Source organism: Candidatus Avoscillospira sp. LCP25S3_F1, assembly GCF_052117125.1.
Lineage (GTDB): Bacteria > Bacillota > Clostridia > Oscillospirales > Oscillospiraceae > Avoscillospira_A.
The window spans coordinates 26,293-39,278 of sequence record NZ_JBQKJT010000022.1 but is presented as its reverse complement, the minus strand read 5'-3'; the positions used below and the strand labels follow the sequence as shown (position 1 = coordinate 39,278).

The window sequence follows — 12,986 nt, the reverse complement described above, 5'->3', positions numbered from 1 at the left end:
TACCTGCGCCAACTCATCACTAAGCGCAGACATTGTCATCTGTTTATCCATGGTCTTATTATATCACTTCTGGCAGTATCGCGCCTACTTTTCTGTGCGGTATTGCCTTAACTTTTTATATTTCTATATCCGAAGAACATAAAGATTTTCTCTTATCATTAGCTGAGTTTAACAACTGATAACAATTTTATAGACTAATCAATCTGCCGGGCGACGGCAAAAGAAAAAAAGCCGCCGTAGAGCAGACACATTTCCATGCACCTATGAAGTGGCGGCTTTGATTTTCAGAGCCGCCGTTTCTTTTTGTATGCCACAAACTCACAACGCCCCAACAATGGACACGGCGGTACTTAGGAGGTATCGCCGTGTTTGTCTATATCCACTCTAACCCGCCTAATATCCTACGGTCAAAAAAAGCTCACGCCCACCGTCGGGATATTCCGGCCACGAGTATGAACTGACAATTCAACACAATAGATTTTACAATTCCTTTGCGCATGTCCGCGCCTTTTTGCGGACATGCGCATTTTGCATTTTCGGGAGGTTTTTTCAAAAAAATTTCGCTTTCATTCGGCGTTTGAAAAAATCGCCTGTATTATCCCGCGAAAAGGGGAGGTACTACCTACCTTTCGGCACGAAAGGAGGTGAGAACATGGAACCTAATCGCGTGGAATTTCAGAAGCAATGTATCTTTCAAAGTTTCTGTAAACGGGTGCTGCACAACGAAGCCTGCAACGCCCATGAGGAAATCCGGCGACGCAGAGCAAAGGAAGTGTCATTTTCCGACCTTGCCTTGCATGAGGAACGGCAGCTTTACACGCTTGACAAATATTTTCAAGCCGAAGAAGCCGAGCCGAGCTATCAGCAAGCGGGAAAGAAAATCACGCCGAAGCTGCTGCTTGAAGCAATCCGCACTTTGCCGGAAGAAAAAAGGAAAGCTATCATGCTGTACTATTTCGAGGGCATGACCGACGTGGAGATTGGAAAGTTATTCAATACGTCGCGCAGCACGATACAGTACAGACGGACAAGCTCTTTTGAAATCTTGAAGAAATATTTGGAGGAACACGCTGATGAATGGGACGAATGGTAAACAATCTGACTTCCCGGACGTTGCCCTTGTTCCCTATCCTGTCATTGTGGCAGCGACAAAGGGCGACCCGGACGCTATGAAAATTGTCTTGCAGCACTTTAGCGGTTACATAGCGAGCCTTTCTATGAGAAAGCTCTGCGACGAGCGCGGAAACGTCTATTTTGGCGTTGACGAGGATATTCGCCAACGGCTGCAAGCAAGGCTATCGTCGCTGGTATTTTTTTAACATTTGCTGCGGTATGCTGCGGCGCTATGCCGTTTTTTCAGTAGGAGGGTCCATGTGGAATATACAGTAACCTATATGGAGCCGCTTATGCTCCAAAAGGAAAGGCTTTGCGTGCAGCAGGAGCTGCTGCATCGGTATGCGTTACCCGTGATTGCATACTATCTCGCCGTGGGTGAATCCGCAACCTGTGATGCTGCATGGCACCGTGTGTTTCAGGAGGGATTGCAGCGGCTGCAAGCTGCGCTTCAAGCGGCTGGGATTGCAGTGGTGGAAGAGGCCGTGGGTGAAATGGACGGATGTACAGCGTTTTATGTTGTGAACGGCTCCGGGAATGCGGCTGCACAGCTGTGCATGGAGTTGGAGAACGAGGACGGCCTGAGTCAGCTCTTTCGGTTCGACGTGTCGGACCCGCAGCACGGAAGATGGAAGCGCAGCCAGTTGGACCGCGTGCAGCGAACACGTCTCGCCGGGAAACGGGACAGGGGAGAGCGCCCTGCCTGCACGCCGGGCGCCCAGTCACTGGTTCGGAGTTACCTCGCGGAAAAAGACCGAAAGCTTTTGGCCGCCAAGGCGCTTTTATATGAGGTCTGTACGGCGCCGAAGCCGGGTCTGGTGGACCGCTTCAACAATGGGAGCCACAGGGATATGAACCTCTTTACATTTCTGGAGAGTACCACCTCGTTGATTCCATACTTTGAAACAGCGGTCAAAATCGGGCAGGAAACGGCCGGATTCTCACCGGACGAGACATTCCAACGGCTGCGTCGGGCCGGTATCCGTGCGGAACACGATATGTTTCAAGCGACCGCCGGCATCAATACCCACAAAGGCGCCATCTTTACGCTGGGGACCGTATGTGGCGCCATGGGCCGTCTTTGGACGCCTGCCGGGCTGCCGCAGGAGGCTGAGGCCATTTTCCAAATGTGTTCTGCCATGTGTGTGCAGGCGGTTGAGAAAGACTGGAAGGGGATTACAGAGAAAAACGCAAAGACCATGGGACAACGGCTTTACCTGGAGCATGGCATCGAGGGAATCCGCGGGGAACTGGTCCGTGGATTGCCGGCTGTGCGCCAGGTTGGATTGCCGGTATTGGAGCAAGAGCTCTCCGGCGGGGCTACCCTGGAACAGGCGGGCGTGGCCGTCTTGCTGCATCTCATGGAGCGGCTGACGGATACCAATCTGATCGCCAGAGGCGGAATGGAGGGGCAGAAATGGGCGGCTGAACAGGTTCACAATTTATTGGAACAGAAGGCATGGTCCACGGAACAGGTGAAAGCGTTGGACGATCAGTTTATCCAACGGAATTTATCCCCTGGCGGCTGTGCCGATTTGCTGGCCATTACCTATTTCATGCACTTTATTTCCGAAACATCTGGGACGCCAACGACGCCGGGAACAGGGTTCTCGGCCGAGGGCAACGGATAATGGCGTCCGTCCGCTGGTGCGTTTGTTTCATGAGACGATTTTCGGGTTTGTATTGAGTTGCTCTGGGTTTCGGTTTATGCCCGGAGTACAGCAGAAAGGAAGAGTATACAGATGAATTTGCTAGGTACCCTATTCACGCAAATTGTCATTATGTTCATCTTAATGTTTATCGGAGCCGGTCTGTTTAAAACTGGAAAGATCAGCAAAGATGGAACAAAAAGCCTGGGCAATATATTGATTTATGTCATTATGCCCGCCGTTGTCATCAAGGCGTTTTTGGGCGAATTTACGACAGAACGATTGATTGGATTCGGCATTGCGTTTCTGTTCTCTCTCATCGCTCTGATTCTTGCCATGATCATATCTGCGATATTCTTTAAGAAGCACCCCATTGAGAACTTCGGAACCGCGTTTTCCAACGCCGGTTTTATTGGTATCCCGATTGTATCCGTGGTGTTTGGAGATGAGGCTGTGTTCTATGCCTCCTCTTTTGTGGCCCTCTTGAATATTTTGCAGTGGACATACGGTGTGTTTGTCATCACAAAGGATAAAAAGCAGATTTCCCTGAAAAAAATCACCACCAACCCGGTTGTGCTCAGCCTGGTGGTCGGCTTCATCCTCTTCATCATCCCGGTGGAGTGGCCCAACATTCTGACCAGCACCGTCAAGTATCTGGCCGATATGAACGCGCCCGTCGCCATGTTCAGCCTTGGCACCTATCTGGCACAGCTGAAGATTCGGGAGATCTTTAATGATAAGACGGTGTACGCCAGCACCTTCTTCCGGCTGGTTGTGATTCCGATTGTTACCATCTTCTTGCTCTGCCTGATTCCGGACCAGTATGAGATGATCCGCATGGCTCTGATCATTGTCGCTGCCACGCCGGTGGGCTCCAATGTGGCCATCTTTGCGCAGATTCACAACAAAAATTATACGCAGGCTGTGAAAAGTGTGTGCATGAGCACAATTTGCAGCATTGTTACCATTCCTCTGATTGTGTCATTTGCACAGTGGGTATGGCAGAACGTATAACGCACATAGGAAGAAACGGCGGCAGACAGAAAGACTGTATGTAACGCCAAAATACAGGGAGGGTAACCCGCTGGGGTTGCCCTCTCCATTTTTTTAGTCCGTAGATTGCCGGTCCGGTCCTCCAGGACCGGAAGGATCTCCACAAAGGGGTTGCGGCCTCCGCATTCTCCAAGAATCCGATGACAGCGGCGCCGGACTGTGTTATACTGACAAAGTATGCTGCTATTTACCAAGATTGCAATGGATGCAGCAGAGATGAATTTGATAAAAGGAGTGCATACCATGGCACAAACCATTCCAAACCGCAGGGAACTGGCCGAAGAGTACACCTGGAACCTGGCGGATCTGTTTCCCAGTGACGATGCCTGGCGGGCGGAGTTTGCCCGTCTGCGGGAGACACTGACCAAACTTTCCGACTATCAGGGACGGTTGGGCGAAAGCGCCGAAACGCTGCTGGCGTTTCTCCAGTTGCAGGACCAGCTGGAGGAGGACGGCGACCGGCTTTTATCCTACGCCTTCCGCAAGACCGACGAGGACACCCGGGAGCCGGCCTATCAGGAGATGAGCGCCCAGGCGCACCATTTTATGGTGGAATCGGAGCAGGCGCTGGCCTTCCAGACGCCGGAGCTGCTGGCCATCGACGCGGCGCGTCTGGAATCTTTCTATCAGGCGGTTCCGGCGCTGGAGCACTACCGGCTGCTGCTGACCCGTATTCTCCGCAAAAAGGAGCACACCCTGTCCGGAGAAGGGGAGGGGCTGCTGGCCGCCGCCAGCAGCATGGGACAGGCCCCCGGCAATATTTTTTCCCTGCTGAACAATGCGGACCTGACCTTTGACGACGCGGTGGACAGCCAGGGCAACCGCCATTCCGTAACCCACGGCAACTATGGCCCCCTGCTGGAATCCCCGGATCGCGCCCTGCGGGAGTCGGCGTTCCGCTCTCTCTATGCCGGTTACGGCAAGCTGAAGAACACCTGCTCCGCCGTTCTCAGCGCCCAGATGAAGCAGCTGCAATTCTTTGCGGAGGCCCGCCGGTATCCCTCGGCCCTCCATGCGGCTTTGGCGGAGACGGAGGTCCCGGTGGAGATCTATCACAATCTCATCAAGACGGTCCACCAGCATCTGCCCACCATGCACCGTTATGTGCGGCTGCGGAAGAAGCTGCTGGGCGTGGACAAGCTCCATTACTACGATCTCTACACCCCCATGGTGGCCGACCAGCGCATGGAGGTCCCCTTTGAGCAGGGCAAGGACCTGGCCCGCGCCGCCCTGGCCCCCCTGGGCGAGGACTATCTGCGGGTGCTCAACGAGGGCTTTGCCAACCGCTGGCTGGACGTCTACGAAAATCAGGGCAAGCGCTCCGGCGCCTATTCCGCCGGTGTCTACGGCGTCCATCCCTTTGTACTGCTCAACTATACCGATACCCTGAGCGACGCCTTTACGCTGGTCCATGAGATGGGCCACGCCCTCCACTCCTACCTGTCCAACCACCATCAGAGCGTCACCTACGCCGGTTATAAAATCTTTGTGGCGGAGGTGGCCTCCACCTGCAACGAGGCCCTGCTGATTCACCATCTGCTGGACAGCGCCCAGGACCCCAAACGCCGCGCCTATCTGATCAATCACTTCCTGGAGCGGTTCCGGGCTACGCTGTACCGGCAGACCATGTTTGCCGAGTTTGAGCTGTGGTGCAGCGAGCAGACCCGCCAGGGCAACGCGCTGACGGCAGACGCCCTCTGCACCAAGTACGCCGAACTGAACCGGCTGTATTACGGCGAGGACATCGAAGCCGACCCGGAGATTGCGCTGGAGTGGGCCCGTATCCCGCACTTCTACTACAATTTCTATGTGTATCAGTATGCCACGGGCTTTGCGTCCGCCGTGGCCCTGTCCCGCCGGATTCTCCGGGAGGGTCAACCGGCTGTGGAGGACTATCTGCGGTTCCTCAGCGGCGGCTGCTCCGCCGACCCGGTGACGCTGCTGCAAGGCGCCGGTGTGGACCTCTCCACCCCGGCCCCCATTGACGACGCTTTGCAGTATTTCAGCCGCCTTCTGGATGAGCTGGAGTCCTTGATGACGCCGTAAAAAAGACAGGATTCCGCACTACAAAGACACCAAAAAAACCGCTTTCACGGGAAAAAACGTGACTAATGTCCAATATTTCTGTTGATTTTCAAAAAAAGTACACTTTTTGGTTGCATTTTTCTAATTTTTTTGATAAAATGAAACAGATTTCACTGAGACGTCCCGGCAGGCGGCGTTTCGCCGCCCTGTCCGGCTGTCCCGGCCAGAACTCTACGGTATGAAACCGGAAAGGAAGAAACGCATGAAAAAGAGAAAACTGCTGTCCCTGCTGTTGACGGCTGTCCTGGCAGTCTCCATGGTTGCCTGCGGCAATCAGGAAACCGTCACCAACAATACACAGGACAGCGGCAACACCCAGACGGAGGGTACCACCAACACCGAGGGTACCAGCGAGGAGAGCGCCCGTCCTACGGAGCCCCAGGGCCAGCTGGTCATCGGTACCACCACCCAGATGGGCAACGACTTCTACGACGCCAGCTTCTCCAACAACGCCACCAACTACAAGACCTATGACCTGATCCACGGCTACAGCACCGTTGTTCCCGATATGGAGGGCGCGCTGCTCTATGACCCCACTGTTGTGGCCAGCCATGAGACCACCGAGAACGAGGACGGCACCAAGACCTATACCGTCACCATCAACGACGGTCTGACCTGGAGCGACGGCACTCCCATTACCGCCAAGGACTATGTCTTCCAGCTGTTGCTGGAGAGCTCCCCCGAGATGAACGGCGTGGACGGCTATCCCAGCCAGGCCGGTTACTCCCTGGTGGGCTATCAGGACTACTTTGACGGTAAGACTGAGAACTTCGCCGGTGTGCATCTGGTGGACGACATGACCTACTCCGTCACTGTCCGTGCCGAGGAGCTGCCGTTCCACTATGATATCTATTACTCCACTGCAGCGCCCCGTCCCATGCATGTCATCGCCCCCGACTGTGACGTGGTGGATTCTCCCGAGGGTGCTTCCATCACCGGTGACTTTACCACCGAACTGCTGCTGAAGACCATCAACGATCCCTCCACCGGCTATCGTTACAACCCCAAGGTCACCTGCGGCCCCTACCTGTTCGAGTCCTTCGACGTGGCCAGCGCCCAATGTACGCTGACGGTGAACTCCAGCTATGTCGGCGACTACCGCGGCGTGAAGCCCGCCATTGAGAAGCTGGTTATCAAGACCGTCAAGAGCGACACCATGATCAACGAGCTGAAGTCCGGCTCCGTGGACCTGCTGTTCCAGTGCAGCGGCGCTGACACCATCAACGCCGGTCTGGACCTGGTGGATGCCGGTGAGGCTCAGAAGAACACCTTCTTCCGCAACGGCTACGGCAAGATTCAGTTCGATTGCAGCCAGTTCCCCACCGATTCCGCCAATGTCCGTCAGGCCATTGCCTACTGCCTGGACCGCAGCGAGTTTGCCCGTCAGTACAGCGGCGGCTATGCTGCCGTTGTCCACTCCTACTATGGCCTGGCCCAGTGGGAGTATCAGGAGTCCAAGGACTGGATCGACCAGAACCTGAACACCTATGAGAAGAACCTGGACGAGGCCAAGGCGCTGCTGGAGGCCGACGGCTGGACCCTCAACGCCGACGGCACCCCCTATTCCGGCACCGGCACCCGTTACAAGGATGTCAACGGTGAGCTGAAGCCCCTGGTCATCGAGTGGGCCAACACCGACGGCAACCCCGTTTCCGACCTGCTCTCCACCATGCTGCCCGAGGCTATGACCGAGGTGGGCATGGAGCTGAAGGCCACCACCATGGACTTCCCCACGCTGCAGTCCGCCATCACCCACAGCAGCGACAAGATCTACAACATGTACAACCTGGCCGTTGGTTTCTCCATCATCAGCTCCCCCTGGTACTACTACTCCACCGATCCTCAGTGGATGCAGGGCGGCTATAATAGCAACTGGATTGTGGACCAGGAGCTGGCCGACGCCACCGCAGCCATGAAGCCCATTGCCTTTGAGGACACGGAGGCTTGGCTGAGCGCCTGGCAGACCTTCATCGACCTCTGGAATGAGAAGCTGCCCGACATTCCCCTGTACTCCGATGAGTACTACGACTTCTACTCCAACAAGCTGCACGGCTGGCAGTCCACCTCCGTTTGGGAGTGGTCCCGCGCCGTCCTGGATGCTTGGGTTGACGCCTAAGTTTTATCCAGTTTAACAAGTGTCCGGCGGAGCCCGCATTGTGGCCGGGTTCCGCCGGATTTCCAGTGTTGCGGCAGATTCCGCAGCTCCGACCGTATGGGTACCGGGGCAAACAGCCAATCCCCAAAATTTTGAAATGGAGGAACGGTGAATGGGAAAAGGTAGATACCTGCTGAAGCGATTGATTTACATTATCTTCGTTTTCTTTATCATTTCTATTCTAATGTTCGCGATTTATAAAGCCATGCCCGGCGACCCTGTCGATATTATGCTGGGCGACAGCAAAACCACCATGAAACCCGATGCCTATCAGGCCCTGTATGAAAAAACAAGGGAGTCTCTGGGCCTGGACAAGTCCCTGCCGGTGCAATATCTGGGCTGGATGGGCAATATGCTGACCGGTGAATTCGGCTATTCCACCCAGTACAAGCAGGAGGTTATCAACATCATTGGCGCTCCCATGGCCAATACTGTAATTTTGAATATTCTGACCATGTTTGTGGTCTTTATCATTGCCATCCCCCTGGGCATCCTTACCGCGGTGCGAAAAAATGGCGTCTTTGACAAAACTGTGCAGGTTTTGACCATTGTGGGCTACAGTATCCCCACCTTTATCATCGCCCTGCTGGCCATTTTCCTGCTGGCCGTGAAGATTCCCATTTTCCCCATCAGCGGTGTCCGCTCAGCCGGTTCCACAGCAACCGGATTGGCCGCGGCATTGGATATGCTGCGGCATATGGCGCTGCCGGTGCTGGTCATGTCCGTCTCGGGCATCGGCGGCATCACCCGGTATGTCCGCGCCGCCATGATCGACGTGCTGCGCATGGACTACATCAAGACGGCCCGGGCCAAGGGCCTGCGGGAGAAGACCGTCATCTATATCCACGCCTTCCGTAATGCGCTGATTCCCGTGGTGACCATTACCACCTGGTGGATCATCGGTCTGTTCGGCGGTTCCATCGTCATCGAGTCGGTGTTCCTGTGGCCCGGTCTCGGCAAAATGCTGATTGACGGCCTGATGCAGCGGGACTTTGCTGTGGTTCTGACCATGCAGATGTTTTATGTGGTCCTGTCCCTGGCGGGCAACGTCATCATGGATATCGCCTATACGTTGGTGGACCCCCGCGTGAGACTGGAAAACTAAAGGAGGGAAGACGATGCGTAACAACAAGAAGAAAACCCGACGCTCCACGGCGGCTACGGCGGCCCAGCGGATGGTTCTGGGCGGTCTCCCTCAGGAGGAAGAAGAGATTTTGCAGAGCCCGCTGCAAATGGTCATCGGTTCCTTTATCCGGGACAAGATCGCCATGATCGGCGTGATTCTCTTCACCTTCATTTTCCTTTGCTGCGTGTTCCTGCCGTACTTTTTCCCCATCGACCTGTACTACCAGGACGTGACCCAGGCCAACGTGGCGCCCGGCTTCGGTATGCTCAGCGTTCCCACGCAGTTGAAGAACAATGCGCAGGATTTGTCCGTGGGCAGCTCCTTCTCCGTGGGCCTGGACAAAGACGGCAATGTCTATGAGTGGGGCACCTTCCCCAATGAGAAGCTCAAAAACATTCCCAGCAGCAGCGAAACCGGCAAGCTCGTTCAGATTTCCGCCGGTCTTGACCACATTGTTGCCGTCAATGAGGACGGACAGGTCTTCACCTGGGGCAATGACCGCATGGGTCTGGCCAGCATTCCCATGGAGCTGCGCTCCGGCGGCAACGACATCAAGCAGATTCTGGCCGGTTACCAGATCTCGCTGGCCCTCACCGAGGACGGCGAGATGTACAACTGGGGCAGCGATTATCTGCTGAGCATCACCTATCCCGAGGGGGTCCAGGGCAATATCGACAAGTTCGCCGCAAGCACCAACATTGTCATGGCCCTGACCAAGGACGGCGAGGTTGTGCCGCTGACCAACAAGACCTCCGCCTACACCAACATTCCCGCCGAAATCCAGGGCAATGTGGTGGACCTGGCGATCACCGATGAGAGCGCCGCCGCCGTCACCGCCGACGGTACCGTTTACGCCTGGGGCAACAACATCAAAAAGACCTTGAACATTCCGGAGGAAATTCAGGGCCAGGTGGTTTCCCTCGCTGGCGGCCGGTATCACTATACCGCCATTTTGCAGGATGGCACAGTGTACAGCTGGGGTGACAACACCCACGGCCAGTCCGACGCGCCCAGCGGCACCGCCGTCGCTTCGGTGGACAGCGGCTACTATGCCAACTACGCCATCACCCAGGACGGTACGGTGGTGGCATGGGGCCTCAAGGGCTATCTGATGGGTACCGACGCCCTGGGCCGCGATCTGTTCCGCCGTATCCTGGTGGGCGGACGCATGACCATGACCGTCGGCGCCATCGCCGTTATCATCTCTTCCTTTATCGGCATTGTCATCGGCGGCATCTCCGGTTACAAGGGCGGCAAGGTGGACAATCTGCTGATGCGTCTGACGGAGATTGTCTCGTCCATTCCGTTCCTGCCGTTCTGTATCATTCTGTCGTCGATTCTGGGCAATAGAATCAGCGAGACCCAGAGAATCATTCTGATCATGTGCATTCTTGGCCTGCTGTCCTGGCCCGGCATTGCCCGGCTGGTCCGCGGCAGCGTTCTGGCGGAACGGGAGCAGGAGTTTGTCACCGCCGCCAAGGCGTTGGGCGTCCGGGAGTTCGGCATCATCTTCCGCCATATCCTGCCCAATATTATCACCGTCATCATCGTCAACGCCACGTTGAGCTTTGCCACCTGTATGTTGACCGAATCCTCGCTGTCCTTCATCGGCTTCGGCGTCAACGAGCCCAATGCCACCTGGGGCAATATGCTGACCGGCGCACAGAACGGCCAGGTCATCGAGAATTACTGGTGGCGCTGGGTGTTCCCGGCTCTGATGCTGGGCATCTGCACCATCAGCATCAACTGCATCGGCGATGGCCTGCGCGACGCCATTGACCCCAAATCGAAGGAGAGGTGACAAGCCATGAGTCTGTTGGAAGTCAAAAACCTGCATACCTATTTCAAAACGAAAAAGGGCATCGTCAAGGCCGTCAACGATGTCAGCTACTCCCTGGAGGCCGGCAAGACCCTGGGCATCGTGGGCGAGTCCGGCTCCGGCAAGAGCGTGTCGGCCATGAGCATTATCAAACTCCTGGACGGCAACGGCTATATTGAAAGCGGCGAGATCACCTTCAACGGCCGCAATATTCTGGAGGCCAGCATCAAGGACCTGCATCACATCCGCGGCAATGAGATTTCCGTTATCTTCCAGGAGCCCATGACCTCTCTGAACCCGGTGTTCACCATTGAACGCCAGATCGGTGAGGTTCTGCGGCTGCACCAGAACCTGGGCAAGAAAGAGGCCTATGCAAAGGCCGCGTCCCTGCTGGCCGACGTCAAGATTCCCAATCCGGAGCGGGTGGCCAAGCAGTATCCGTTTCAGCTGTCCGGCGGTATGCGCCAGCGCGTCATGATCGCCATGGCCCTGGCCTGCAAGCCCAAGCTGCTGATTGCCGACGAGCCCACTACGGCGCTGGACGTCACCATTCAGGCGCAGATTCTGAAGCTGATGAACGAGCTGAAACAGCAGACCGGCACCTCCATTCTTTTTATCACCCACGACCTGGGCGTCATTCACGAAATGGCAGACGAAGTGGCGGTCATGTACTGCGGACAGATTGTGGAGAAGGCCGACGCCAAGACCATTTTCCACGACGGCACCCATTCCCATCCCTACACGGAAGGTCTGATGATCTCCATTCCCCGGCTGAATACGCCCAAGGATCAGCGGCTGGAAGCCATTCCCGGTTCTGTGCCCAATCCCCTGTATCTGCCGGAGGGCTGCAAATTCGCGCCCCGCTGTAAGTATTGCACCGAGAAGTGCAAAGCCAGCGAGCCGGCCTTGCAGCAGATCGGCCCCAACCATTATATCCGGTGCTTCTATCCGGAGAAGGCGGTGAGAAAAGAACATGCAGAATGAAACTCGTAAGGTGCTGCTGCGTGTCCGGGATGTCAAGCAGTATTTCCCCGTGAAAAAGACGAAGCTGCGGGAGCAGCAGCGGTATGTCCGCGCCAACGACGGCATTTCCTTGGATATCTACGCCGGTGAAACGCTGGGTCTGGTGGGCGAGTCCGGCTGCGGCAAATCCACCCTGGGCCGGACCCTGTTGCAGCTCTATCCCCAGACCGACGGACAGGTTCTTTACTACAAGGATGGCAAGGAAATCGACCTGAAAAGCCTCCCCAAAGAGGAAATGCGCGTGCTGCGCAAGGATTTGCAGTTGATTTTCCAGGACCCCTATTCTTCGCTGAATCCCAGAATGACCGTCGGACAGATCATCGGCGAGGGCCTGGTCTCCCACGGCGTATTCAAGCGCGGTGACCCGGCCATGCGGGACTACATCTTCCAGGTCATGGAGAACTGTGGTCTGGCCACCTACATGTTCGGCCGGTACCCCCACCAGTTCTCCGGTGGCCAGCGCCAGCGCATCGGCATCGCCCGCAGTCTGGCTCTGAATCCCTCCTTTGTGGTCTGTGACGAGGCCGTGTCGGCCCTGGACGTGTCCATCCAGTCTCAGATTCTGAACCTGCTGTCGGATTTGAAGGAACAACAGAACCTGACCTACCTGTTCATCACCCATGACCTCAGCGTGGTCAAGTATATCAGCGACCGCATCGGCGTCATGTATCTGGGCAATATGGTGGAGCTGGCCCCCACAGAAGAACTGTTTGCCAATACCCTCCACCCCTATACGGAGGCCTTGCTTTCGGCCATTCCCGTGGTAGATGAAAACGACAAGCGGGAGCGCATTCTGCTGGAAGGCGATATTCCCAGCCCGGTCAACCCGCCCTCCGGCTGCAAGTTCCATACCCGCTGCCGTTATTGCCAGCAGAAGTGCAAGGAAGAGGTCCCCCAGTGGACCGATGTGGGTAACGACCATTTTGTGGCCTGTCACTACCCTCTGCACCATAAGGAGTGAGT

The 12,986-nt window shown here is 55.9% G+C and carries 10 protein-coding genes; all 10 read left to right on the top strand.

Annotated elements, in window-relative coordinates:
* The first annotated feature begins 652 nt into the window (after positions 1-652).
* The 10 genes from ACTQ33_RS14910 (at position 653) to ACTQ33_RS14865 (ending at position 12,984) form a co-directional block, all read left to right on the top strand.
* Positions 653-1,093, top strand: coding sequence for an RNA polymerase sigma factor (locus ACTQ33_RS14910; protein ID WP_426744108.1), 441 nt, complete (start codon positions 653-655; stop codon positions 1,091-1,093).
* Positions 1,074-1,319: a helix-turn-helix domain-containing protein gene (locus ACTQ33_RS14905; RefSeq protein ID WP_441465328.1), complete on the top strand. Its 246-nt coding sequence runs from the start codon at positions 1,074-1,076 to the stop codon at positions 1,317-1,319. The genes ACTQ33_RS14910 and ACTQ33_RS14905 overlap by 20 nt, the downstream gene beginning before the upstream one ends.
* Before the next feature lie 54 nt (positions 1,320-1,373).
* Positions 1,374-2,744, top strand: coding sequence for a triphosphoribosyl-dephospho-CoA synthase CitG (citG, locus tag ACTQ33_RS14900; protein WP_441465327.1), 1,371 nt, complete (start codon positions 1,374-1,376; stop codon positions 2,742-2,744).
* A gap of 111 nt (positions 2,745-2,855) precedes the next feature.
* Positions 2,856-3,776, top strand: a complete 921-nt coding sequence (locus ACTQ33_RS14895) for an AEC family transporter (RefSeq protein WP_441465326.1) — start codon at positions 2,856-2,858, stop codon at positions 3,774-3,776.
* A gap of 282 nt (positions 3,777-4,058) precedes the next feature.
* Entirely contained in the window at positions 4,059-5,861 is a 1,803-nt protein-coding gene (gene pepF / locus ACTQ33_RS14890) for an oligoendopeptidase F (protein WP_441465325.1), read from the top strand.
* Between the two features lie 241 nt (positions 5,862-6,102).
* A complete protein-coding gene (locus tag ACTQ33_RS14885; protein WP_441465324.1) occupies positions 6,103-8,016 on the top strand; it encodes an ABC transporter substrate-binding protein in 1,914 nt (637 codons plus the stop codon).
* A 151-nt stretch (positions 8,017-8,167) separates the two neighbouring features.
* Positions 8,168-9,160, top strand: coding sequence for an ABC transporter permease (locus tag ACTQ33_RS14880; RefSeq protein ID WP_441465323.1), 993 nt, complete (start codon positions 8,168-8,170; stop codon positions 9,158-9,160).
* A 13-nt stretch (positions 9,161-9,173) separates the two neighbouring features.
* On the top strand, positions 9,174-10,982 hold the full coding sequence (locus tag ACTQ33_RS14875; protein ID WP_441465322.1) for an ABC transporter permease subunit: 1,809 nt from the start codon (positions 9,174-9,176) through the stop codon (positions 10,980-10,982).
* 6 nt (positions 10,983-10,988) lie between these two features.
* Complete coding sequence (locus ACTQ33_RS14870) at positions 10,989-11,984, top strand: ABC transporter ATP-binding protein (RefSeq protein WP_441465321.1); 996 nt, start codon at positions 10,989-10,991, stop codon at positions 11,982-11,984.
* Entirely contained in the window at positions 11,974-12,984 is a 1,011-nt protein-coding gene (locus ACTQ33_RS14865) for an ABC transporter ATP-binding protein (RefSeq protein WP_441465320.1), read from the top strand. The genes ACTQ33_RS14870 and ACTQ33_RS14865 overlap by 11 nt, the downstream gene beginning before the upstream one ends.
* Positions 12,985-12,986 lie beyond the last annotated feature (2 nt).